The 22,055-nt window shown below is 72.1% G+C and carries 23 protein-coding genes; 14 read left to right on the top strand and 9 right to left on the bottom strand.

Annotated features, from left to right (window positions below; all coding sequences use genetic code 11):
- Positions 1–24: 24 nt before the first annotated feature.
- Positions 25–1,362, top strand: coding sequence for a M14 family metallopeptidase (locus tag OG444_RS24490; protein WP_327264189.1), 1,338 nt, complete (start codon positions 25–27; stop codon positions 1,360–1,362).
- An 82-nt stretch (positions 1,363–1,444) separates the two neighbouring features.
- Here the strand turns inward: OG444_RS24490 and OG444_RS24485 are convergent, their stop codons facing one another.
- The gene (locus tag OG444_RS24485) at positions 1,445–1,855 is read right to left on the bottom strand and encodes a RidA family protein (RefSeq protein WP_327264188.1); all 411 of its coding nucleotides are present in this window, start codon (positions 1,853–1,855) and stop codon (positions 1,445–1,447) included.
- Positions 1,852–2,604 carry an IclR family transcriptional regulator gene (locus tag OG444_RS24480; protein WP_327264187.1) on the bottom strand — a complete coding sequence of 251 codons (753 nt, stop codon included), beginning with the start codon at positions 2,602–2,604 and terminating at the stop codon, positions 1,852–1,854. Before OG444_RS24480 ends, OG444_RS24485 begins: the two co-directional genes overlap by 4 nt.
- Before the next feature lie 188 nt (positions 2,605–2,792).
- Between OG444_RS24480 and OG444_RS24475 the strand changes: the two genes are divergently transcribed.
- Genes OG444_RS24475 through OG444_RS24465 form a run of 3 tightly spaced genes read left to right on the top strand, consistent with a single transcriptional unit; the run spans position 2,793 to position 6,716 of the window.
- Positions 2,793–4,085: an alanine racemase gene (locus OG444_RS24475; protein WP_327264186.1), complete on the top strand. Its 1,293-nt coding sequence runs from the start codon at positions 2,793–2,795 to the stop codon at positions 4,083–4,085.
- Between the two features lie 10 nt (positions 4,086–4,095).
- The gene (locus OG444_RS24470; RefSeq protein WP_327264185.1) at positions 4,096–5,676 is read left to right on the top strand and encodes an N-acyl-D-amino-acid deacylase family protein; all 1,581 of its coding nucleotides are present in this window, start codon (positions 4,096–4,098) and stop codon (positions 5,674–5,676) included.
- Positions 5,677–5,699: 23 nt separating this feature from the next.
- Positions 5,700–6,716, top strand: a complete 1,017-nt coding sequence (locus OG444_RS24465) for a YdcF family protein (protein WP_327264184.1) — start codon at positions 5,700–5,702, stop codon at positions 6,714–6,716.
- A gap of 79 nt (positions 6,717–6,795) precedes the next feature.
- On the opposite strand, the gene OG444_RS24460 is transcribed toward OG444_RS24465, so the two are convergent.
- Positions 6,796–8,145, bottom strand: coding sequence for a carbohydrate-binding protein (locus tag OG444_RS24460; protein WP_327264183.1), 1,350 nt, complete (start codon positions 8,143–8,145; stop codon positions 6,796–6,798).
- 202 nt (positions 8,146–8,347) lie between these two features.
- On the opposite strand from OG444_RS24460, the gene OG444_RS24455 reads away from it, so the two are divergent.
- Positions 8,348–8,533 carry a hypothetical protein gene (locus OG444_RS24455; protein ID WP_327264182.1) on the top strand — a complete coding sequence of 62 codons (186 nt, stop codon included), beginning with the start codon at positions 8,348–8,350 and terminating at the stop codon, positions 8,531–8,533.
- 17 nt (positions 8,534–8,550) lie between these two features.
- Here OG444_RS24455 and OG444_RS24450 read toward each other — a convergent pair whose 3' ends face one another.
- Positions 8,551–9,576 (bottom strand): LysR family transcriptional regulator, encoded by a 1,026-nt coding sequence (locus tag OG444_RS24450; RefSeq protein WP_327264181.1) that lies wholly within the window; start codon positions 9,574–9,576, stop codon positions 8,551–8,553.
- Between the two features lie 106 nt (positions 9,577–9,682).
- On the opposite strand from OG444_RS24450, the gene OG444_RS24445 reads away from it, so the two are divergent.
- The gene (locus tag OG444_RS24445) at positions 9,683–10,135 is read left to right on the top strand and encodes a nitroreductase/quinone reductase family protein (protein ID WP_327264180.1); all 453 of its coding nucleotides are present in this window, start codon (positions 9,683–9,685) and stop codon (positions 10,133–10,135) included.
- Between the two features lie 17 nt (positions 10,136–10,152).
- On the opposite strand, the gene OG444_RS24440 is transcribed toward OG444_RS24445, so the two are convergent.
- Positions 10,153–10,707, bottom strand: a complete 555-nt coding sequence (locus OG444_RS24440) for a GNAT family N-acetyltransferase (RefSeq protein WP_327264179.1) — start codon at positions 10,705–10,707, stop codon at positions 10,153–10,155.
- A gap of 191 nt (positions 10,708–10,898) precedes the next feature.
- On the opposite strand from OG444_RS24440, the gene OG444_RS24435 reads away from it, so the two are divergent.
- Positions 10,899–11,261, top strand: a complete 363-nt coding sequence (locus OG444_RS24435) for a hypothetical protein (RefSeq protein WP_327264178.1) — start codon at positions 10,899–10,901, stop codon at positions 11,259–11,261.
- A 323-nt stretch (positions 11,262–11,584) separates the two neighbouring features.
- Here the strand turns inward: OG444_RS24435 and OG444_RS24430 are convergent, their stop codons facing one another.
- The gene (locus OG444_RS24430; RefSeq protein ID WP_327264177.1) at positions 11,585–11,797 is read right to left on the bottom strand and encodes a hypothetical protein; all 213 of its coding nucleotides are present in this window, start codon (positions 11,795–11,797) and stop codon (positions 11,585–11,587) included.
- A gap of 34 nt (positions 11,798–11,831) precedes the next feature.
- Positions 11,832–11,978: a hypothetical protein gene (locus tag OG444_RS24425; protein WP_327264176.1), complete on the bottom strand. Its 147-nt coding sequence runs from the start codon at positions 11,976–11,978 to the stop codon at positions 11,832–11,834.
- Positions 11,979–12,304: 326 nt separating this feature from the next.
- Between OG444_RS24425 and OG444_RS24420 the strand changes: the two genes are divergently transcribed.
- From OG444_RS24420 to OG444_RS24410, 3 genes are all read left to right on the top strand, one after another.
- Positions 12,305–13,516 carry a pyridoxal phosphate-dependent aminotransferase gene (locus OG444_RS24420; protein ID WP_327264175.1) on the top strand — a complete coding sequence of 404 codons (1,212 nt, stop codon included), beginning with the start codon at positions 12,305–12,307 and terminating at the stop codon, positions 13,514–13,516.
- 122 nt (positions 13,517–13,638) lie between these two features.
- Positions 13,639–14,031, top strand: coding sequence for an SCO4983 family protein (locus OG444_RS24415; protein ID WP_327264174.1), 393 nt, complete (start codon positions 13,639–13,641; stop codon positions 14,029–14,031).
- A 210-nt stretch (positions 14,032–14,241) separates the two neighbouring features.
- Positions 14,242–14,907 (top strand): RDD family protein, encoded by a 666-nt coding sequence (locus tag OG444_RS24410; RefSeq protein WP_327264173.1) that lies wholly within the window; start codon positions 14,242–14,244, stop codon positions 14,905–14,907.
- A 45-nt stretch (positions 14,908–14,952) separates the two neighbouring features.
- Here OG444_RS24410 and OG444_RS24405 read toward each other — a convergent pair whose 3' ends face one another.
- Positions 14,953–15,375: a hypothetical protein gene (locus OG444_RS24405; protein WP_327264172.1), complete on the bottom strand. Its 423-nt coding sequence runs from the start codon at positions 15,373–15,375 to the stop codon at positions 14,953–14,955.
- Between the two features lie 143 nt (positions 15,376–15,518).
- On the opposite strand from OG444_RS24405, the gene OG444_RS24400 reads away from it, so the two are divergent.
- Genes OG444_RS24400 through OG444_RS24385 form a run of 4 tightly spaced genes read left to right on the top strand, consistent with a single transcriptional unit; the run spans position 15,519 to position 20,014 of the window.
- Complete coding sequence (locus tag OG444_RS24400) at positions 15,519–16,613, top strand: hypothetical protein (RefSeq protein ID WP_327264171.1); 1,095 nt, start codon at positions 15,519–15,521, stop codon at positions 16,611–16,613.
- Positions 16,610–17,797 (top strand): toxic anion resistance protein, encoded by a 1,188-nt coding sequence (locus tag OG444_RS24395; protein WP_327264170.1) that lies wholly within the window; start codon positions 16,610–16,612, stop codon positions 17,795–17,797. Before OG444_RS24400 ends, OG444_RS24395 begins: the two co-directional genes overlap by 4 nt.
- A 17-nt stretch (positions 17,798–17,814) precedes the next feature.
- Positions 17,815–19,416 carry a substrate-binding and vWA domain-containing protein gene (locus OG444_RS24390; RefSeq protein WP_442810777.1) on the top strand — a complete coding sequence of 534 codons (1,602 nt, stop codon included), beginning with the start codon at positions 17,815–17,817 and terminating at the stop codon, positions 19,414–19,416.
- Positions 19,403–20,014, top strand: a complete 612-nt coding sequence (locus OG444_RS24385) for a hypothetical protein (protein ID WP_327264169.1) — start codon at positions 19,403–19,405, stop codon at positions 20,012–20,014. The genes OG444_RS24390 and OG444_RS24385 overlap by 14 nt, the downstream gene beginning before the upstream one ends.
- A 113-nt stretch (positions 20,015–20,127) precedes the next feature.
- Here the strand turns inward: OG444_RS24385 and OG444_RS24380 are convergent, their stop codons facing one another.
- Entirely contained in the window at positions 20,128–21,963 is a 1,836-nt protein-coding gene (locus OG444_RS24380) for a phosphoenolpyruvate carboxykinase (GTP) (protein ID WP_327264168.1), read from the bottom strand.
- Positions 21,964–22,055: the final 92 nt, after the last annotated feature.

The following is a 22,055-nucleotide window of genomic DNA, read 5'->3' as shown; positions in this document are numbered from 1 at the left end:
CACACTCCCCACCCAGGAGACTGCATGCGGCTCCATACCCGCCGAAGGGCCGCCGTCACGGCGGCCCTGCTGGCGCTCGCGCTGGGCGCACCCGCCTACGGCATGAGCGCGACGGCTTCCCCTCCGCCCACCCCGTCGACCGCCACCCAGGACGAGGCGATCGTCCAGTACCGGATCCACGGCCCCTCCACCGCGGCCGACCGCACCGCCCTGCTCCGCACCGGCGTCTCGATCGACGAGGTGGACGACCACACCGTCGTGGTCAGCGCCGACACCATGCAGGCCAAGGAGCTCAAGCGGCTCGGCTACCGGCCGACCGCCCTGCCCGGACCCCCGGACCGCTCCCTGCCCGGTATCGCGGCGAGCCCGATGGACTTCCCGTCGGCGGACTCGAGGTACCACAACTACGCCGAGGCGACGGCGGAGATCAATCAGCTCGTCGCCCAGTACCCCTCGATCACGAGCAAGCGGGTGATCGGAAAGTCGTACCAGGGCCGGGACCTCTTCGCCATCAAGATCAGCGACAACGTCGCGTCGGACGAGGCCGAGCCCGAGGTGCTCTTCACCGCCCACCAGCACGCGCGCGAGCACCTGACCGTCGAGATGGCGCTGTACCTGCTCAAGGAGTTCGCCTCCAAGTACGGCAGCGACTCCCGGGTCACGAACGCGGTCAACGGCCGCGAGATCTGGATCATCCCGGACCTCAACCCGGACGGCGGCGAGTACGACATCGCCACCGGTTCCTACCGCTCCTGGCGCAAGAACCGCCAGCCGAACGCCGGCTCCTCCTACGTCGGCACCGACGAGAACCGCAACTGGAACTACAAGTGGGGCTGCTGCGGCGGCTCCAGCAGCAGCAAGAGCTCCGAGACCTACCGGGGCGCGGCCGCCGAGTCGGCGCCCGAGGTGAAGGTCGTCTCGGACTTCGTACGCAGCCGGGTGGTCGGCGGCAAGCAGCAGATCAAGGCCGCCATCGACTTCCACACCTACAGCGAGCTCGTCCTGTGGCCCTTCGGCTACACCTACAACGACACCGCCCCGGGCCTGACCGCCGACGACCTCGCCGTCTACAAGAAGATCGGCACCAGCATGGCGGCGAGCAACGGCTACACGCCGGAGCAGTCGAGCGACCTCTACATCACGGACGGCACGATCGACGACTGGCTGTGGGGCAACCAGAAGATCTTCTCCTACACCTTCGAGATGTACCCGGAGAGCGGCGGCGGCGGCTTCTACCCGCCGGACGAGGTCATCGACCGCGAGACCGCGCGCAACAAGGACGCGGTGCTCCAGCTGCTGGAGAACGCGGACTGCATGTACCGCTCGATCGGCAAGGAGGCCCAGTACTGCGCGGCACCGTGACCGTGTGATGCGCGTGCTGCGTGTGATGCGCGTGAAAGGGGGCGCCCCACCGCCAGGGGGGCGCCCCGCCCGCGTACCCGGCTCAGCCCAGGACGGCGAGGGCGTCGATCTCGATGAGCAGCCCGGCCGGCAGGCCCACGTACACGGTGGTGCGGGCGGCGGGCGCCTCCTTCAGGCCCTGCTCCTCGAAATAGGCGTTGTAGATGCCGTTCATCTCGGCGAAGTGCCCGGTGTCGGTGAGGTAGACGCGGATCATCATCACGTCGTCCCAGCCCGCACCGCCGGCCTCCAGGACGGAGCGGACGTTCTCCAGCGTCTGGAGGGTCTGCTCGCGCAGCGTCGGCCCGGCCGGGGTGGGCGGCTGCCCGTCGACGTGCGGGAGGAAGCCGACCTGGCCGGCGACCTGGAGGATGTTGCCCTTCCGGACGCCGTGCGAGAACTTCGCGGGCGGCGCGGTGTGGGTGTCGGGCGTGAGGGCGGTCTTCTCGGTCACGTGCTCTCCTGTGCTCCTGAATAGTCCCGGCTGATGGCTTCGGCGGTGCGCAGTACCTGCGGCAGCAGTTCGAGCAGCCCCTCGGCGGCGACGACCACCCCGGGCGCCGACACCGACAGCGCGGCGACGACCCGCCCGTCCGGCCCGTGCACGGGCGCCCCGAGGCAGTTGATGGACTCCTCGTGCCCGCCGAGATCGGTGGCCCAGCCCTGCTCCCGTACGAGGTCCAGCTCGCTCAGGAAGGCGGCCGCGTCCGGGGTCGAACGGGCGGTGTAGCGGGGGTAGTCGATCCGGTCGGCGAGAGCCCGGCGCTCGGCCGCGGGCAGGTCGGCGAGGAGCAGTTTGGCGACGGCGGCGACCGTGAGGGGCACGGGTCTGCCGATGCGGGAGTACATGCGGACCGGGTAGCGGCTGTCGACCTTGTCGACGTACACGACCTCGTCGTCCTGGTGGAGGGCGAGGTGAACGGTGTGGCCCGTGGCCCTGTTCAGCTCCACCAGGTGGGGGTGCGCGATCTCCCGTACGTCCAGGTTCTCGATGGCCTCGGCGGCGAGCGCGAAGAGCTGTGCGCCGAGGCGGTAGCGGCCGTCGGCCTGGCGGTAGACGAAGCCGTGTTCGTGCAGGGTGCGCAGGAGGCGCAGGGCGGTGCTCTTGTGCACGCCGAGCTCGTCGGCGACCGCGCCGAGGGTGGCGGGGCCTCGCGCGAGCAGGGGCAGGATGCCGAGTGCCCTTTCGACCGACTGGCTCATCCCGCGTCCTCCCCTACGGTCACGACGACCACCGGCTCCGTCGGCGCACCGGAATCCGCCCGGACCCGTGTCCGATCGCCGGTGAGGCTGGATCTTCCGCACGTTGACCCACCGTCATGCCGGATGTTAGACAGCATGCAGCGACACACGCAACGACCGTTGCACAAAGCGCAACACGGAGGCACCGCATGGCCAGCGACAGCGACCCCGTCAAGGACCTCTCCGACGAGCCGGTCGACCACCGGTTCAAGGGCCTTCCCCCGGACGCCCAGGCGCAGGGCCTCACCGTCGGGCAGCTCGCCGCCGAGCGGCGGGACCTGCACACCGGCGGCTTCACCACCCCCGTCCTGACCCTCGACGCGGACGCGCTGGAGCACAACCTCCGCGCGCTCGGCGCCTACGCCGCCCGCCACGACCTGGCCTTCGCCCCGCACGGCAAGACCTGCATGTCCCCGCAGCTCTTCCGCCGCCAGCTGGACCACGGCGCGTGGGGCATCACCGCCGCCGTCCCCCACCAGGCCCGCGTCTACCGCGCCTTCGGCATCCAGCGGATCTTCCTCGCGAACGAGCTCGTCGATCCCGCCGCGCTGCGCTGGGTCGCCGACGAGCTCGCCGCCGACCCCGGCTTCCGCTTCGTCTGCTACGTCGACTCCGTGCGCGGGGTCGAGCTCATGGACCGCTCCCTGCAGGGCCGGACCCCGGCCGCCCGCATCGACGTCGTCGTCGAGCTCGGCGCCGGCGAGGGGGCCCGCACCGGGGCCCGTAGCGACGAGGACTGCCGTGCGGTGGCCGACGCCGTCGCTGCGGCCGGCACCCTGCGCCTCGTCGGCATGGGCGGCTACGAGGCCGAGGTCCCGGGCGCCGATCCCGCCTCCGTCCACGCCTACCTGCGCCGGCTGACCGCGCTGGCCGTCGAGTTCGACAAGGCGGGCCGGTTCGCCGCCGACCTCGAGGAGATCGTCGTCAGCGCCGGCGGTTCCGCGTGGTTCGACGCGGTCGCCGACGTGTTCGCCGAGCTCCCGGAGCTCTCCCGCCCGGTCCTCAAGCTGCTCCGCTCCGGCGCGTACGTCTCCCACGACCACGGCTGGTACACCCGGCTGACCCCCTTCAACCGGCACCCGGAGGAGGGCGGCCTGCGCCCGGCCTTCCGCCTGTGGACCCAGGTCGTCTCCCGGCCCTCACCCACCCAGGCCTTCGTCAACGCGGGCAAGCGCGACATCGCCTACGACCTGGGCCTGCCCGAGGCCGAGCTGGTGCGCGACGCCCTCACCGGCGAGGAGCGGCCCGCCACCGGCGTCCGCGTGGTCAAGCTGTCCGACCAGCACGCCTGGCTGGAGACCGACGCGGCCGGGGACGTGGCCGTGGGCGACTGGGTGGCCCTCGGCATGTCCCACCCCTGCACGATCTTCGAGAAGTGGCCGCTGATCCCGGTCGTGGAGGCCGACGGCACCGTCACCGACTACGTCCGCACCTTCTTCTAGGCGCCGGCCGGTGGACCTGGTCATCCGGGGGGCCCGCGTCGTCGACGGCACGGGCGGGCCCTCGTACACCGCCGACGTCGGCGTCCACGAGGGCCGGATCGCCGGGATCGGCAGGCTGCCCGCAGGTCGCGAGAACCTCGACGCGCACGGCCTCGCCCTCGCCCCGGGCTTCATCGACATGCACGCCCACAGCGACCTCGCGCTGCTCCGCGACCCGGACCACAGCGCGAAGGCCGCCCAGGGCGTGACCCTCGAGGTCCTCGGCCAGGACGGCCTGTCGTACGCGCCGGTCGACGACCGCACGCTGGGCGAGGTGCGGGCCGCCATCGCCGGCTGGAACGGCCCCGGCGACGACGTCGACTTCGACTGGCGCACGGTCGGGGAGTACCTCGACCGCCTCGACCGCGGCTTCGGCGGTGAGGGCATCGCGGTCAACGCCGCCTACCTGGTCCCCCAGGGCACGGTCCGCGCCCATGTCCTCGGCTGGGACGACCGCCCGGCGACCGGGGCCGAGCTGGACCGGATGCGCCGGCTCGTCGCGGACGGCCTGGCCCAGGGCGCCGTCGGCCTGTCCTCCGGGCTCACCTACACCCCCGGCATGTACGCCTCCGGGGCCGAACTGACCGAGCTGTGCCGGGTCGTGGCCCGGTACGGCGGCTACTACTGCCCGCACCACCGCAGTTACGGCCACGGCGCGCTGGCCGCCTACGCCGAGATGGTCGCCCTCGCCCGGGAGGCCGGCTGCGCGCTGCACCTCGCGCACGCCACCATGAACTTCGGCGAGAACCGCGGCCGGGCCCCCGAGCTGCTCGCCCTGCTCGACGCCGCCCTGGCCGACGGCGCCGACATCACCCTCGACAGCTACCCGTACACCCCCGGCTGCACCACCCTCGTCGCCCTCCTGCCCGGCTGGGCCAACGAGGGCGGCCCGGAGGCGGTCCTCGCCCGGCTGCGCGACGAAGACCAGGCCGGGCGGATCCGGCGGGCGCTGGAGGTCGAGGGCTCCGACGGCTGCCACGGGGTCCCCGTCGACTGGCCGACGATCGAGATCTCGGGCACCGCCGACCCCGCCCTGGCCCCGTACGTCGGCACGCGCCTGGACGGCTGGGAGACCGCGCGCAGGCTGCTGCTGGCGGACCGGCTCGCGCCGACGGTCCTCCAGCACGTCGGCCACGAGGAGAACGTCCGGGCGATCATGCGCCACCGCGTCCACACCGGCGGCTCCGACGGCATCCTCCAGGGCGCGAAACCGCACCCGCGCGCCTACGGAACCTTCCCCCACTACCTCGGCCACTACGTCCGCGAACTCGGCCTGCTCTCCCTGGAGGAGTGCGTGGCACACCTGGCCGGCCGCCCCGCGGCGCGCCTGCGGCTGCCCGACCGGGGCCTGGTCCGCACGGGATACCGCGCCGATCTCGTCCTCTTCGACCCCGGCACGGTCGCGGCCGGGTCCACGTATGAGCGGCCCCGCGTCCTGCCGACGGGCATCCCGCACGTCCTGATCGACGGGCGCTTCGTCATGCGCGACGGGCGGCGCACCCAGGTGCTGGCGGGCCGGTCGGTGCGCCGAACCGGACGCGATCCGCGGTAGATCCGGCATCTACGATGGGCGCCATGGTCGCCTTCGTCCTCGCCGTCCTGCTTTTCCTCGCGTTCTGCATAAGCGTCCGGCAGGACCGGCGCCGCTTCAGCAATGCCGTGCTCCTGGGGCTGACCTTCCTCTGCGCCTTCTCCGCCCTCTTCCTCCAGGTGGGCAAGCTGCCCACCTGGGCGGCCGTCGCGGTCGTCGTACTGGCCTTCGCCTCACCCGCGTTCGCCGTCCTGGGGCTGGGCGTCTTCCTCGTCCGCAACGGCATGATCATGGTCCGCAAGGAGGGCATGCGACCGGCCAACCTCCTGTCGATGCTCGCGGGCCTGGCGATCTTCGCGCTGATCGCGCTGCTGATCCTCGTCGGGGTGAGCGGCTCCCCGATTCTGGGCGGCATCGCCGGAACGCTCACCGTGGTCGCCGGCTACGTCTCCTTCGTCTTCTTCTGCTTCCTCGGCTACGCCTTCCTCTACGGGCGGATCAAGGTGCGCGGCGACGTCGACCACGTGGTGATGCTGGGCTCCGGACTGGTCGGCGGGGACCGCGTGCCGCCGCTGCTCGCCTCGCGCCTGCGCAAGGGACAGCAGATCTACGAGGGCCAGCTCGCCCGGAGCGGCCGGCCGCCGGTGCTGCTCGTCTCGGGCGGCAAGGGCTCGGACGAGAAGGTCGCCGAAGCCCGGGCGATGGCGGACTGGCTGATCGCGGAGGGCGTCCCCGCCGAGCACATCGTGCTGGAGGACCGGTCCACCACGACCGAGGAGAACATGCGCTTCAGCCGGGAGATCATGGAGGCGCACGATCCGGGCTACCGCTGCGTGGTGGTCACCAACAACTTCCATGCCTTCCGGGCCGCGATGCTGGCGCGCAAGACCGGGGTCAACGGGCAGGTCCTGGGCTCCCCCACCGCGAAGTACTACTGGCCGAGCGCCACCATCCGGGAGTTCGTCGCGGTCTTCTGGGAGCACCGGACGGTGAACCTGGCGATCTGCGGCCTGCTGACCGTCTTCGGCGCGCTCGGCACTCTGGCCGCCGTCCTCGTCTGAGCGCCCCGCCGGCACGCGCAGGTGCCGTGACTCCCCCCTTGGCAGTCACGGCACCGCATCCCGGCCTCGCGCGGGTCCGTCAGACCCGCTGCCAGAGCGCCGGGACGTTCGGCGGCTCCCAGCCGGTCTGCGCCTGGTGCCCCTGGATGCAGCGGTAGGTCGCCCCGCCGTGGGTGACGGTGGCACCGACCGCGTAGACGGTGCCCGCCCTCCAGGTGCCGCCCGGCTCGGGCTCACCCGGGCCGGGGCCCGGGCCCGGGTCGCTGCCGCTGACCTTGAGGGTCAGACCGTACGCCGACAGGACCGGGTTCAGCGGCTGGAAGAAGGTGGTCCCGCCGCTGGAGCAGTTGCCGGAACCGCCCGAGGTGACGCCCTGGGCCTGGCTCCCGGAGATGTAGGAGCCGCCCGAGTCGCCCGGCTCGGCACAGACCGTCGTACGGGTCACGCCGGAGATGGTGCCCTCGGGGTAGGTGACGCTGGTGCCGTGCTGCTGGATCGTGCCGCAGTGCCATCCGGTGGTCGATCCGGAACGGCACACCGAGGCCCCGACCGGCTGCAGCACCGATCCGGTGACCTGCACGTTCGCGCCGCCGCTGCCCTTGACGTACGGGGTCGCGGTCCACTGGGCGTTGGCGGCCACCCAGGCCATGTCGTTGCCGGGGAAGACCGATGCCTGGAACGAGCCCTGGGCGACCTGGTTGAAGCCGCTGGTGGTGGTCCCGGCGCGGCCGCAGTGCCCGGCGGTGGCGAAGCCGTTCGTGGACCCCTTGGTGACGGGGAAGCCCACGGAGCAGCGGCCGCTGCCGTTCATGTAGTACGCGTCCCCGCCCCGCAGGTCGTACAGCGGGCGCGGGGCCTCGGCCGTACGGACCACGGTGACGCGGGCGGCGTCGGTCCCAGTGGCGGCCAGCAGCGCGGCGGCCGCGCCCGGCTCGGTCTCCTCGACGACGACGGTGTTCGAGCGCGGGTCGACGTAGCGGACCGGGGTCGCGCGGCCGGCTGCCCGGTCCAGTGCGGCCCGGTCGGCGTCCAGGCCGGCCAGGGTGCGGGTGACGAGCTTCGGGCGGGCCCCGGTGGCCCGTATCGCGGCGGTGTCGGCGGCCCGGGTGGTGGCCACGGTGAGGGTGCCGGCATCGGCCCCGTCCACCCAGGCCCCGGCGAAGGAGGCGCCGAGCCGCATCCGCAGCCGGGCGGCGGTGGCCCCCGCCTCGGCCTCGTGGGCGAGTCGCGCCTTGGCCTGCGTGGGGGTCAGGCCGAGGTCGCGCTGCATGGCGGCGAGCAGCTCGGGCGGGGCGTCGGCGGTGCGCAGGGTGGCCGCGGCCGACGGTGCGGCGGGGGCGGAATCGGCGGTGGCGCCGCCGGTCCCGGCCAGCAGCAGCCCGGCGGCGGCCAGGGCGGTACACGCCGCGCGGGCGTGTCGCTTGAGCATGGGGGATCTCCTCGGTTTCCGGTGGGGGTCTGCGGAAACCGTAGAAATCCGAACCGGCCTGCGGGAGCTGCCGGTTGGCCCCTCCCCCGGTGTTATGCCCCTCGCCTTCGGGCGGCCTCCCGGCCGCCCGCCCGCGGCCGAGGTGCGTTCATGGGACGGCGGCCGGAGGATGGGGCCAGGGGAAAAACGTAGGAGGTACGCGATGGTCAGTGAACCCGACGAGCAGCCCACACGGTCGGACCGGCTCTTCACAGGCGGGGAGCGACCGTACGACCCCGAGGACCTCGTGATGGTGACCGGCCACGACCCGACTCCGGAGCGGGTCGAGAAGGCGCGTCAGCTGATGGAGAAGGAGGGCCCGCAGGTCATCGAGCGCTATCTGCCGTAGGTACGACGCCCACGGCCTCAGCGCGATACGGATGCTGCCGACAGCTCCGCACCGGGGTCGCCCCCCGGGGCGGAGCCGTCTTTGCGCCGGAGGCGGTCCGTACGGCCCGGCGGGAGGCCCGGTGGGTGAGCTCCGGCGGATCGGGCCAGTGCCTGCGCGTGCGCGGCCCGGGCGTGCTCCAGTACCTCCGCGGCCCGGGCCGCCGCGCGCGCCGCGGGATGCCATCCCAGCAGGTGCCGCCACATGAGCGGGGTCCCGGCGAGCGGCCTCGTGACCACGCCCGGGGTCACCGGGAAGGTGGCCCGGCAGAGCCCGACCGCCCGGCCCACCTGCACCAGGTGCACGCAGGAGGCGGTGTCGGTCTCGTAGACGCAGGCGGGCGTGAAACCGGCCCGCACGCAGGCCGCGGCGAAGCAGTCGCCGAAGCAGCCGTCGCCGGGGACGTCCGTCCACGCCTCGGCGGCCAGCTCGGCCAGCTCGATCTCCGTGCGCGGGGCCGGGGCCAGCGGATGGTCCTCGGCGAGCATCACGTACACGGGGTCGCGGGCCACCTCCATCCAGGCGAGGCGCCCCGGCTCGGGCGGCGCGCTCTCCCCGCAGACCCCGACCATCGCGAAGTCCAGGCGGCCGTCGGCGACGCCGCCGGCGACCTCCTTCTCGGACCAGGAGGTGTACGTGGTCACGGGCACGCCGGGTTCCCGGTGGGCGAGCCGGTCCACGAGGCCGCCGAGCAGCGGCCCGTGCGTGCCGCCGAGCCGGTAGCCGTGCGCCCCCTGGAGGGCGAACCGCCGGGCGTCCTCCTGCAGCTCGCACACCGCGGGCAGCAGCACCCTGGCCCGCTCCAGCACCAGCTCCCCGAGCGCGGTGGTCCGTACGCCGTCGCGCCCGCGCACGAACAGCGTCCCGCCCAGCACCCGCTCGATGCGCTTCAGCTGCGTACTGAGCGCGGGCTGCGCGAGACCGAGCGCGGTGGCGGCCCGGGTCAGGCTCCCGGCGTCGGCGACGGCCCTGACGATCTTGAGGTGCCTCAGCTCCAGATCCATACGACGAGCTTGGTCCAGACCTGTGGGCATGCGCTACGGGTCGGGCGCATCCAGAATCGTTAATGCTCGTTAGCCGCAAGGGGGACACGACGCTAAGGACTGGAAAATGCACGCACTCGATGTCGACTGGGACCACCCCACCGACCCGCGACCCGGCCCACGGCTCGACCACGTCCGCGCCTACGTGAGCACCGCGGGAGCCGACGGGCACCTCTGGCACGGGGTCCCCACCCTCCTGCTGACGACGCTCGACCGCGCCACCGGCCGCACCGTCCGCACCCCGCTGATCTACGGCCGGGACGCGGGCACGTACATCGTCCTGGCCTCCGCGTACGGCGCCCCGGAACACCCCCACTGGTACCGGAACCTCAGCAGCCACCCGGAGGTCCGCCTCCAGGTCGGCGCCGCCGCCTTCACGGCGCAGGCGCGCACCGCCACGCCGGTGGAGCGCGAGACGTACTGGGAGATGATGACGGCCCTGTGGCCCCCGTTCGAGGACGACCGCGCCGCGGCGCGGCCCCGCGAGATCCCGCTGGTGATCCTGGAGCGCGAGGCCTGAGCCGAGGCCGGAGCCCCCTAGAGGGTGGGCGCGGCCACCGCGGTGTACGTGCGTCCGCCCACGACGTAGTCGCCCAGCGGGACCATGCCGAAGGCGTCGACGTGCACCTTCCAGGACGGCGCGTTCCCGGCCTCGATGAAGGCGACCACGGCTTCGGCGCGCTCCGCTGCCGCCGCCACGGCCATGGTGAACAGCGCCCGGGCCACACCGCGCCCCCGGTACGCGGCGGCGACCACGACGGGCCCGTAGAGCAGCCAGCGCACCTCGGCCAGGGGGCGGCCCTGCCAGTCCAGGGCCCCCTGGGTCCGGAGCAGGCCGGCGACCGGGGGCGGCGGATCGGCCAGGGCCGTGGGCACGGACAGCGCGAGCAGACCGGCGATCCGGCCGCCGCCGTAGTCCGCGACCAGCAGCTCCCGCGCACCGGCCATCGCCCGCAGCGCGCCGACGTCGAACCCGCCCTGCACGAAACCCTGCTCCGCCCGCTGCCGTTCACTCAGCGCGTCGTGGTGGTTGGCGGCGAAGAGCTCCGCCATCGCGGGCGCATCGACCTCGGTGGCGTACCGGTACTCCATCCCGCGATCGTGCCACGCCCCCGCCGCCGGACCCCGCCTCCGACACCGGGGCCTACGGGTGACACCGGGGGCACTGTTGAACATGTTCAATCGTCTGGCAGGATGGCCTCCGGTGAACCTGCCGGAGCAGCGGGAATGCGAATCCGCCTGCCCTCGCGACGGGTTGCCACGAGACCGAAGGTGGACACGACATGGGCCTGATCCTGATACTCCTCGCCCTGGCCCTCGCCCTCGTCGCCGCCCTCGTGGGCCTGGCCGTGACCCTCACGGCGAGCGTGGCCCTGGGCCTGGCGACCGCCGCGGTGAGCCGCAGGCTGCCGCTCTGGGCCAGGATCACGCTGCTGCTGGCCGTCGCCGCCGCTCCGTCGGCGACGCTGGTGACCGCCCTGGGAACCTGGGCCACCTGGCAGCTGGCCCTGGCACTGCCGATCCTCACGACGGTCGCCGCAGGAGCCGCCCTGCTCGCCTTCGAAGCCCACAGGCACCGCGCACCCAGGATCCGTCCGACGGCATGGCCGGCCCTCCAGGGCCGCGCCGCTCACGCGGGGCCGTAGCGGGTGGGGGCGGGGGCTTCGGGGACGGCGGGAGCCGCTGGGGCGGTGGTCTGGGATGTGTATGGGGGTTTCCCGTCAGCCTCATCGTCTCTCCGCGTCGGGACGGTCGGTCAAGGGTGGAGCGCAGCGACATCGCGTAGCGACGCGACGAAGGAGCGCCCTTGAGGGACCGGCTCGACACGGAGGGACGATGGGACTGACGGGAAACCCCCATACGCGTCTCTGATGCCGTCCGCGCGGCTCCCGCCCCCCCGAAGCCACCGCCCCACCCCCCGACCCCGACCCCGACCCACCGCCACCACCCCCGACCCGACCCCGCCCCCTCAGAGGTACTCGCGGGCGAACTCCACCGCCCATTCCACCGCCGCCAGCGGGACGCTGCCCGAGCCGGGGTCGATGGTCAGGCGGGCCGCCTCCCAGTCCTGGTCGTGCTCGCGGGAGATCGCGAAGCGACCCTCCTCCACGAAGCCCTCCGGCCTGACCAGGAACTCGATCGCCCGGTCGTCGCCATCCGTGCCGACCGTGGCGATCTCCATGTCACCGACTACGAAAACCACTGTCTCGCGCCCCTCAGTTGCCGCCGTGCAGGACCAGCAGCAGGCACACGGTGAAGACCACCCCTGCTGCCATGAGGGCGCCCGCCACGGCGACGATGACCGTGCCGATCCGTTCGGTGCCCCGGCGGTAGTCCGCCGGCTTCCACTCGCCCTGGTTCATGCGTCCAGCCTCCACCGCGGCACCGACAGCCGCATGAGTGTGCGTACTCATCCCCCGTACTCATACGGCTCGCTCCCGCGGCGCACCCGTGCGGCGTACCGGGCCGCCGCGGCCTTTCGGGCCACCCGGGGTGACGAGCGCAACACCGCGCGGCTCGCACAGCCCCCCGCCCCACCGATTCCGCAGGTCGGACGCGGGCGCGGCCCCGGATTCCAAGGGGGGACCACTCCCCCACCCACCCATTACCCGAAACGGGACAAACCCCCCTCCGGACCTCTCTTCGAAAACACACGTCAAGCTCGCACCCGGGCCCGTAAGCTCCCGTCATGCAGGTGATCCAGTCAACCAAACTCGCCAATGTCTGTTACGAGATCCGCGGCCCCGTGCTCGAAGAGGCGATGCGGCTCGAAGCAGCAGGTCATCGCATCCTCAAGCTCAACACGGGCAACCCCGCGGCCTTCGGCTTCGACTGCCCTCCGGAGATCCTTGAGGACATGCTCCGCAACCTGGGCTCCGCCCACGGTTACGGTGACGCGAAGGGGCTGCTCTCCGCGCGCCGCGCGGTCATGCAGCACTACCAGACCAAGGGCATCGACCTGGACGTCGAGGACATCTACCTCGGCAACGGCGTCTCCGAGCTGATCCAGATGTCGATGCAGGCGCTGCTCGACGACGGCGACGAGGTACTGGTCCCCGCCCCGGACTACCCGCTGTGGACCGCCTCCGTGTCCCTCGCCGGCGGCACGGCCGTGCACTACCGCTGCGACGAGCAGGCCGACTGGATGCCCGACCTCGCCGACATCGAGCGCAAGGTCACCGATCGCACCAAGGCGATCGTCATCATCAACCCGAACAACCCGACCGGCGCCGTCTACGACGAAGAGATGCTGCGCGGGCTCACGGACATCGCGCGCCGCCACAACCTCGTCGTCTGCTCGGACGAGATCTACGACCGGATCCTCTACGACGGCGCCGTGCACCACAACACCGCCGCCATCGCCCCCGACCTGCTGACGCTGACGTTCAACGGCCTCTCGAAGAACTACCGCGTCGCCGGCTACCGCGCCGGCTGGATGGCGGTCTGCGGCCCCAAGAAGCACGCCGCCTGCTACATCGAGGGCCTCACGGTTCTGGCGAACATGCGCCTGTGCGCGAACATGCCCTCGCAGTACGCCGTGGCCACCGCGCTCGGCGGCCGGCAGTCGATCGAGGACCTGGTCCTGCCCGGCGGGCGGATCCTGGAGCAGCGCAACGTCGCGTACGAGCTGCTCACCCAGATCCCGGGCGTCACCTGCGTGAAGCCGAAGGGCGCGCTGTACGCCTTCCCGCGGCTGGACCCGTCCGTCTACAAGATCAAGGACGACCGGCAGATGGTCCTCGACCTGCTGCGGGCCGAGAAGATCATGGTGGTGCACGGTACGGGCTTCAACTGGCCCGAGCCCGACCACTTCCGCATCGTGACGCTGCCGAACGCCAAGGACCTGGCCGACGCCGTGACGCGGATCGGGAACTTCCTCGACGGCTACAGCCAGCTGTAGTCGCGCACGGGCGGTCTCGCCGGTGTCCAGCCGGCGAGACACGCCCCCAGCAATAGGATTCAGCTCAACTTTAGAACCAATCCAATGTAGGATGGTCCCCTGACCACGCAGGAGGCCATCTCATGTACGAGCCGATCCGCACGAAGCCGGTCGTCCACCGCATGGGCGCCACCCCGGCCGAGTACCCGCACAGCAGCCGCGGCGAAGCGCTGGACATCCAGCTCGCCGGCCACCTCGCCGCCCTCCTCGCCGTCACCGACGAGCTCGGGCTCGGCGAGGGCGCGGCCGAGATCGCCGCCCAGGTCACGCGACTTCGCGGCGCCCAGCCCGCCCGCGCGCAGCGGCACTCCCCCGAGGACTCCGCCGCCCTGCACCAGCGCGCGCACGACCTCGCCGCCCGCGCACTCCTCGTCGCCGCGTCCCGCGCCGACACCACCGTCGCGATCCTCGCCGCCGAGCGCATGGACGCGCACGCCGCCGCCCTGAAGTCCCTGGACCTGGCCGGCGCCCTCTAGACGGCCCCGGTCCGGGGCCGCGGAGGCTCCGGACCGGGTGCCACGTTCCTCCCGCGCGGGCCTGCCGCACGGGCGGGAATTGGACAGATTCCGGTGCTCCGAACACGATGAGGGCTGAAAGATCGCGGCAGCACGGGGGAGGCCGCTCCACATGGCCGATTTCCTCCACTCCGCTACGTCCCCGTTCGAGCATTCTGGAGAGACTCGCCCATGAGCTTCGGCGACCCGAACAACCCCTACGGCCAGCAGCCCCCGCAGGGCCAGCCCGGCCACCCCCAGCAGGCCCCGCAGGGCGTCCCCCCGCAGTACGGCTACCCCCAGCAGCCGCCGCAGGGCGCCGCTCCGCAGTACGGCTACCCGCAGCAGACCCCGCCGCCCCCGTACGGCGCGTACCCGCAGCCGGGCGCGCACGCGCCGGGCATGCCGGGCATGCCGGGCACGGGGATGCCGCCGCTGGCCCACTGGGGTCTGCGCGTCGGCGCGTACCTGCTCGACCTGCTGATCATCGTGGGTCCGATGTACGCGCTGATCGGTATCGGCGCGGCCATCGCCAGCGACGAGTCGACCGAGACGATCGCCGGCATCCTCAGCATGATCGGCATGCTCTACACCCTCGGCATGGCCTTCTTCCAGCTGTACAAGGAAGGCTCCACCGGCCAGTCGACCGGCAAGAAGATCGTCGGCATCAGCGTGCACCGCGAGCTCGACGGGGCCACGCTCGGCTTCGGCATGGCGTTCGTCCGCAAGCTGGCGCACTTCCTCGACGGCGCCGCCTGCTACATCGGCTACCTGTGGCCGCTGTGGGACGAGAAGAAGCAGACGTTCGCCGACAAGGTGTGCAGCACCGTCGTCATCCAGGTGAACCGGAACCGCTGACCGCCCTCCGGTGAGGACCGGTGGCGACCCCCTGCCGACCGCGGCCTAGGACGCCCGCGCGAACTCCGCGCCGGCGACCCCGCACCAGGGCACCGTCGCCACCGGCCACACCGGGCCGACCGCCTCCGCGTACTCGGTCGCGCCCGGGGCCACTCCCGGGATCTTCACCAGCGCCTGCGCCGCCCGCCTGCCCGGGTCCGCCTCGGCGCTGTCGCGGAACTCGACCGTGACCACGTACGTACCGGGGCCCTCGGCCCGCCCCGCCGCCTCCACCGCGGCCACCACCCGGCGGCTGGCCGGATCGATTCGGCACCCGGTGACCCGTACGTCCTCGACCGCCGCCCGCGGCGGTGCCTGCGGCGGATCGCCGCCGCTCGCCCACACGTACAGGCCCAGCGGGGCGAACACCAGCAGCCCGGCCACCGTCACCAGGCCGACCAGCCAGCCCTGCCACTTCAACGCGCTCACGCCCATGCCCCGATCCTCCCGGGCCGCCGCCCCGCCCACCAGCACCCACGGGCCCACACAGCATTTCGAAGTGGGACCGCCTGGACACCTGACGTTCATTCGACTCACTGCGGAATGTGGGTTTCCGCGAGCACGCTGCACCCGTGAGACGCATCCTAGGAATCTTCCTGGGCCTCCTCCTGATCGGCGGCGTGCTCTACGTCGTCGCCTTCCAGGGGCAGGATCACCCAGAAACCACGGCAACGAAGACCGTGCGTGGCGTCATCGGCTCGGAGAAGTCGGAATTCTTCCGCGACCCCGATGTCGTCAAGGCCCTTGCAGCCAAGGGCTACACCGTGAAGACGGAGACCTCCGGCTCCTGGGCGATGGATCAACTCGCCCTGAAGGAGTACGACTTCGCCTTCCCCAGCAGCAGTGAACCCGCCAAGGAGGTAGCGGCCGCCGCCGGGCTCAAGGGGGCCCAGGAGACCAAGCCGTTCTTCTCCCCGCTCGTCGTCGTCGCCCGCCACGGCGCGGCCGAGGTACTGGCCGGCAACGGCCTGGCCAGGATGACCGGCAAGAACTCCGGGACCCTGCTCATGGGCCCCTTCCTCAAGGCCTCCGGCGAGGACCGCACCTGGCAGCAGCTGACCGGCTCCGCGGCCCACACCGAACTGACCGGCACGGTGTTCATCAAGACCACCGACCCGGCCTCCTCGAACTCCGGCGCCCTGTTCCTCGCCGCCACGTCCAACGTCGCCAACGGCAGCAGCGTGGTGGCCGACGACGCGGGCATCGCCCGCACCGCGCCGCTGATGCGCAAGCTGATCTCCGTCCAGGGCGCCCTGGAGCCCAGCACCGACGACCCCTTCCGGGCCTTCATCAGCGGCAGCGGCGAACCGCTGATCCTGGTGTACGAATCCCAGGTGGCCTCGCTCCTGATACAGAAGCAGGATCCGGGCGACATGGTCGTGCTCTACCCGGACACCACCGTCAATTCGGCGCACACCTTCGTCCCGCTGACCGAGCGGGCGAAGGAGCTGGGCACCCTCCTCGCCACCGATCCGAAGCTGCGCGAGCTGGCCGTGCACCGCGGGTTCCGCCCGCAGGAGGGCGTGGCCGAGTTCACCGCCGCGACGGCGCCGCACACCGCCTACCTCAACACGGGGCTGACCGGCATCCGCCAGGTCGGCACACCCACCGTCAAGATCCTCATGGCGCTGTCCCAGCGCGCCAAGGGGCAGGGGGACACACCATGACACTGACACCGCCCGAGGACACGTCCTTCCGTCTGAGCCCCCCGGAGCCCGTCGCCCCCGTACGCAGGGAGCAGGCCGCCGGGCTGGTCCCGCTCCAGGACGGCGTCCGCGAGGAGATGGCCCGCCGGGCCCGGGAGTACGTCGGCTCGCTCACCGCGGTCGACGCCCGCTCCCCCGAATTCGCCCGGCGCATCAACGAGATGGCCGGCCTCGGCTCGGCCGACATCCGCACCGCCGCCCAGCAGTCCAACCGCATGCTGGAGCGGGCCGTACGCTCGCTGGGCCCGGACGGCGGCGGTGACGCCCAGGCCCGCGTCGCCGGGTCCCTGGTCGAACTGCGGCGCACCGTCGAGGACCTCGACCCCCGGGACACGCCCGCCAAGGGGGCCCGCAAGCTGCTCGCGAAGCTGCCGGGCGGCAACAGGTTCCGCGACCACGTGGCGAAGTACGCCTCCTCGCAGGCCACCCTCAACAGGATCGTGGGCTCGCTGCGCAGCGGCCAGGACGAACTGCGCCGCGACAACGCGGCCCTGCACACCGAGCGTTCGCGCCTGTGGGAGACGATGGGCAGGCTCCAGGAGTGCGCGGTCCTCAGCGAGGCCCTGGACGGGGCCGTCGAGCAGCGGATCGCCGAGGCGGAGCACACCGATCCGGGGGCGGCCGACGCGCTGCGCGCGGACGTGCTCTTCCCGGTCCGGCAGAAGCACCAGGACCTGCTGACGCAGCTGGCCGTCTGCGCGCAGGGCTATCTGGCGATGGACGTGGTCCGGCGCAACAACGACGAGCTGATCAAGGGCGTCGACCGGGCCGCGACCACCACGGTGTCCGCGCTGCGGATCGCCGTGATGCTGGCTTCCGCCCTCGACAACCAGCGCAAGGTGATCGAGCAGGTCAGCGCCCTGAAGGGGACCACCGAGGAGCTGATCCGGGGCAACGCGGAGATGCTGTCGACGCAGAGCGGCGAGATCCAGCGGATCGCGGCCGATCCGGCGGTGGGCGTGGAGACCCTGCGGACGGCGTTCGCGCAGATCTACCGGACGCTGGACGCGATCGACGCCTTCAAGGTGCAGGCGACGCAGAACATGGCGGCGACGGTGGAGTCGCTGACCGGGGAGCTGCAGAGCGCCTCGGCGCATCTTGCGCGGACCCGCGGGACCGGCGTCACGGAAGGCGGCGCGCCGTGAGCGCGCGCGAGCGGGGCATGCGGCCGCGGGGCTGGATCGGCTTCGCCGTCGCCGGGCTGATGGCCGCAGTGGGCTGCACCGACGCCGGGCCGGCCGGGCCCGGGGAGTCGGCGTACAAGGAGGGCCGCCTGCGGGTACTGGCCTCCAGTGAGCTCAGCGACATGGAGCCCGTGCTGAAGGCCGCGAAGGCCGCCACCGGGATCGGTGTCGAGTTCACCTGGTCCGGGACGCTGGACGCCGTCGAGCAGGTCGTGTCGGGGGAGGCGGACGGCAAGTACGACGCGATCTGGCTCTCCTCCAACGACTACCTGCGGCTGCGGCCGGAGGCCGCCGGGAAGCTCTCCAGCGAGACCCCGGTGATGTCCTCGCCGGTCGCGCTCGGGGTGAAGCCGCAGGCGCTGGCGCGGCTCGGCTGGAAGCCCGGGGAGGTGACCTGGCCGGCGGTGCACGAGGCGGTGGCCGCCGGGAGGCTGACGTACGGGATGACGGATCCGGTGCGCTCCAACTCCGGTTTCTCGGCGCTGGTGTCGGTGGCCTCGGGGCTGTCGGGCGCGCAGGCGGCGCTGAGCGAGCCGGACGTGAGGGCGGCCACGCCCCGGCTGAAGGAGTTCTTCGCCGGGCAGAAGCTGACCTCGGGCTCCTCGGGCTGGCTGGTGTCCGCCTACGCCAAGCGCGGGGACGTGGACGCGCTGGTGAACTACGAGTCGGTGCTGATGTCGATGAACCGGGACGCGAAGGACGCCGGGGCGCCGCTGACGGTGATCCGGCCGCTCGACGGTGTGGTCACCGCGAACTATCCGCTGACGCTGCTGACCTCGGCCCCGGCCGGGGCCCGTGATGCGGGGCGGGCGCTCACGGAGTACCTGCGGGGTCCCGAGGCGCAGCGGGCGATCACCGAGCAGACGTTGCGCCGCCCGGTCGCGGCCGGGGTGGCGCCGGCCGCGGGGCTGGACGCCGAGAAGCGGCGCGAGCTGCCGTTCCCCGGCTCGCGGGCGGTCGCCGACGGGCTGCTGGCCTCGTACGAGAACGAGCTGCGCCGGCCCTCGCGGACGGTGTACGTCCTGGACACCTCGGGGTCGATGAGCGACGAGGACCGGATCGGGCGGCTGAAGTCGGCGCTCACCGATCTGACGGGCTCGGGGAGTTCGGGGACCGGGCGGCGGTTCCGGGACCGGGAGGAGGTGACGCTGCTGCCGTTCGGGTCGAAGGTGAAGAAGGTGCGGACGCACGTCGTCGAGCCGGGCAATCCGGGTCCGGCGCTGGATGCGATCCGGGGGGACGTGAAGTCGCTGGAGCCGGAGGGGGGTACGGCGGTCTACGGCAGTCTGGAGGCGGCGTACCAGCACCTCGGCAAGGGCGGTACGGACGCGTTCACCTCGATCGTGCTGATGACGGACGGCGAGAACACCGAGGGCGTCGGGGCGGGGCACTTCGACTCCTTCTACGCGGCCCTGCCGCCGGCCCGGAAGCAGACGCCGGTCTTCGCGGTGCTGTTCGGCGACTCGGACCGCAAGGAGCTCACCCACATCACGGAGCTGACCGGCGGGCGGCTCTTCGACGCCACCGGCGGGACCGGTTCGCTGGCCGGAGCCTTCGAGGAGATCCGTGGCTATCAATAGGGCGCGCCGGATGCTGGGGTATCTGGAGTCGCGCAAGAACCTGGCGGGCTCCGCCTGCGGCCTGGTCGGGTTGGGCCTGACCCTCGCCGGGGTGGCGGGGGCGTACTGGCCGCTGGTGATCGCCGGGCTGTACGGGGCGGGCGCGCTGATCGCCCCGCCGGAGCGGGTGGCGCCGCCGCCCTTCGACCCGAGCGAGGAGGTCGGCGCCCTGCGCGCGGACTTCGCGCGGCTCGGTGAGTACCTGGGCGAGGTGGAGCTGCCGGCGACGGCCGGGGCCCGGTGGACCGGGCTGCTGGAGCTGTACGGGGCACTGCTGGAGCCGGGGTGGGTGGCGGAGGTCCTGGCCACGGAGCCGGAGGCGGTGCACGCGTTGTCCCGGGCGATCCGGCGGGACGTGCCGGAGTGCGTGGACACGTACAACCGGACCCGCTGGTGGAACCGGCTGACTCCGGGCGGGGAGTCCCCGGAGCTCCATCTGGAGCGTCAGCTGGACCTGCTGTACGCGGAGGCGGAAAGAGTGACGGCGGACCTCCGCGAAGCAGAGGCCCGCCGTCAGCAGACGCACACGGCCTACCTCGAGGAGCGCGGACGCTCCTGAGGTCGGTCGTGTGCTGCGGTGGGAACCGCTTGGTCGGGGGCTCCCACAGCGGTGGGCGCCGCTTGGTCGGGGGCTCCCACGTTCATCGGCCCTTCTTCAGGGCGCGTCCTGGCTCAGCCCAGGCGCTCCACGAGTGCGTGGTACTGGTCCCACAGCTCCTTGGGAGTGTGGTCGCCGTAGGTGTTGAGGTGCTCGGGGACCAGGGCGGCCTCCTCGCGCCAGACCTCCTTGTCGACCGTGAGGAGGAAGTCGAGGTCCTCGGCCGGGAGGTCCAGGCCGTCGAGGTCGAGGGACTCCTTGGTCGGCAGGATGCCGATGGGGGTCTCGACGCCTTCGGCGGTGCCGTCGAGGCGGCCGACGATCCACTTCAGGACGCGGCTGTTCTCGCCGAAGCCGGGCCACACGAACTTGCCCGCGTCGTTCTTGCGGAACCAGTTCACGTAGTAGATCTTCGGGAGCTTGGCCTGGTCCTTGTCGGCGCCGACCTTGACCCAGTGGCCCATGTAGTCGCCCATGTTGTAGCCGCAGAACGGCAGCATGGCGAAGGGGTCGCGGCGCAGCTCGCCGACCTTGCCCTCGGCGGCGGCGGTCTTCTCGGAGGCGATGTTCGAGCCGATGAATACGCCGTGGTTCCAGTCGAAGGACTCGGTGACCAGCGGCACGGCGGAGGCGCGGCGGCCGCCGAAGAGGATCGCGGAGATCGGGACGCCCTTGGGGTCCTCCCACTCGGAGGCGATCGTCGGGCACTGGGCGGCCGGGACGGCGAAACGGGCGTTGGGGTGGGCGGCCGGGGTCTCCGAGGCCGGAGTCCAGTCGTTGCCCTTCCAGTCGATGAGGTGCGCGGGCGCCTCTTCGGTCATGCCCTCCCACCACACGTCGCCGTCGTCGGTGAGCGCGACGTTGGTGAAGACGGTGTTGGCGTACATGGTCTTCATGGCGTTGGCGTTGGTGTGCTCGCCGGTGCCGGGGGCGACGCCGAAGAATCCGGCCTCGGGGTTGATCGCGTAGAGGCGACCGTCCTCGCCGAAGCGCATCCAGGCGATGTCGTCGCCGATGGTCTCGACGGTCCAGCCGGAGATCGTGGGCTCCAGCATGGCCAGGTTGGTCTTGCCACAGGCGGACGGGAACGCGGCGGCGACGTACTTCGTCTCTCCCTCACCGGCCGGCGGGGTGAGCTTGAGGATCAGCATGTGCTCGGCGAGCCAGCCCTCGTCGCGGGCCATGACGGACGCGATGCGCAGGGCGTAGCACTTCTTGCCGAGGAGGGCGTTGCCGCCGTAGCCGGATCCGAAGGACCAGATCTCGCGGGTCTCGGGGAAGTGCGAGATGTACTTGGTGGTGTTGCAGGGCCACGGCACGTCGGCCTCGCCCTCGGCGAGCGGAGCACCGAGGGTGTGGACGGCCTTGACGAAGAACCCGTCGGTGCCGAGCTCGTCGAGGACGGCCTTGCCCATGCGGGTCATGGTGCGCATGGCGACGGCGACGTAGGCGGAGTCGGTGATCTCGACGCCGATCGCGGAGAGCTCGGAGCCGAGGGGGCCCATGCAGAACGGGACGACGTACATCGTCCGGCCCTTCATGGAGCCGCGGAAGATGCCCTTCTCCCCCGCGAAGATCTCCTTCATCTCGGAAGGGGCCTTCCAGTGGTTCGTCGGGCCCGCGTCCTCCTCCTTCTCGGAGCAGATGAAGGTCCGGTCCTCGACGCGCGCGACGTCGGAGGGGTCGGAGGCGGCGTAGTAGGAGTTCGGGCGCTTCGTCTCGTCGAGCTTCTTGAACGTTCCCTTGGCCACGAGCTCCTCGCACAGGCGCTCGTACTCGCCCTCGGAGCCGTCGCACCAGACGACGCGGTCCGGCTGGGTGAGGGCTGCGATCTCGTCCACCCAGGAGATCAGCGCTGCGTGATTGGTGGGAAGAGTCGAACTGGTGGGAGCCGCGTTGTCGCGCGCCACGATTGCTCCTTGTTGAGGGGTTTGTTTGGTGTAGGCCCCGTGGGGGCTGCGACCCGGATGCTTCGCGCTCCGCTCATCCGGTGTCGACCGCA

The sequence above is a fragment of the Streptomyces sp. NBC_01232 genome, from assembly GCF_035989885.1.
Classification (GTDB): Bacteria; Actinomycetota; Actinomycetes; order Streptomycetales; family Streptomycetaceae; genus Streptomyces.
The sequence above is the reverse complement of the archived record's forward strand: the minus strand, read 5'-3'. Positions and strand labels throughout refer to the sequence as shown.

What these genes read in the sequence shown, in the direction of transcription:
- OG444_RS24420 (WP_327264175.1), top strand. Translation starts at nt 12,305, where the DNA reads ATGCAGGTGATCCAGTCAACCAAACTCGCCAATGTCTGTTACGAGATC.
- OG444_RS24445 (WP_327264180.1), top strand. Translation starts at nt 9,683, where the DNA reads ATGCACGCACTCGATGTCGACTGGGACCACCCCACCGACCCGCGACCC.
- OG444_RS24425 (WP_327264176.1), bottom strand. Translation starts at nt 11,978, where the DNA reads ATGAACCAGGGCGAGTGGAAGCCGGCGGACTACCGCCGGGGCACCGAA.
- OG444_RS24440 (WP_327264179.1), bottom strand. Translation starts at nt 10,707, where the DNA reads ATGGAGTACCGGTACGCCACCGAGGTCGATGCGCCCGCGATGGCGGAG.
- OG444_RS24455 (WP_327264182.1), top strand. Translation starts at nt 8,348, where the DNA reads ATGGTCAGTGAACCCGACGAGCAGCCCACACGGTCGGACCGGCTCTTC.
- OG444_RS24460 (WP_327264183.1), bottom strand. Translation starts at nt 8,145, where the DNA reads ATGCTCAAGCGACACGCCCGCGCGGCGTGTACCGCCCTGGCCGCCGCC.
- OG444_RS24410 (WP_327264173.1), top strand. Translation starts at nt 14,242, where the DNA reads ATGAGCTTCGGCGACCCGAACAACCCCTACGGCCAGCAGCCCCCGCAG.
- OG444_RS24395 (WP_327264170.1), top strand. Translation starts at nt 16,610, where the DNA reads ATGACACTGACACCGCCCGAGGACACGTCCTTCCGTCTGAGCCCCCCG.
- OG444_RS24390 (WP_442810777.1), top strand. Translation starts at nt 17,815, where the DNA reads ATGCGGCCGCGGGGCTGGATCGGCTTCGCCGTCGCCGGGCTGATGGCC.
- OG444_RS24415 (WP_327264174.1), top strand. Translation starts at nt 13,639, where the DNA reads ATGTACGAGCCGATCCGCACGAAGCCGGTCGTCCACCGCATGGGCGCC.
- OG444_RS24475 (WP_327264186.1), top strand. Translation starts at nt 2,793, where the DNA reads ATGGCCAGCGACAGCGACCCCGTCAAGGACCTCTCCGACGAGCCGGTC.
- OG444_RS24465 (WP_327264184.1), top strand. Translation starts at nt 5,700, where the DNA reads ATGGTCGCCTTCGTCCTCGCCGTCCTGCTTTTCCTCGCGTTCTGCATA.
- OG444_RS24480 (WP_327264187.1), bottom strand. Translation starts at nt 2,604, where the DNA reads ATGAGCCAGTCGGTCGAAAGGGCACTCGGCATCCTGCCCCTGCTCGCG.
- OG444_RS24430 (WP_327264177.1), bottom strand. Translation starts at nt 11,797, where the DNA reads ATGGAGATCGCCACGGTCGGCACGGATGGCGACGACCGGGCGATCGAG.
- OG444_RS24490 (WP_327264189.1), top strand. Translation starts at nt 25, where the DNA reads ATGCGGCTCCATACCCGCCGAAGGGCCGCCGTCACGGCGGCCCTGCTG.
- OG444_RS24435 (WP_327264178.1), top strand. Translation starts at nt 10,899, where the DNA reads ATGGGCCTGATCCTGATACTCCTCGCCCTGGCCCTCGCCCTCGTCGCC.
- OG444_RS24450 (WP_327264181.1), bottom strand. Translation starts at nt 9,576, where the DNA reads ATGGATCTGGAGCTGAGGCACCTCAAGATCGTCAGGGCCGTCGCCGAC.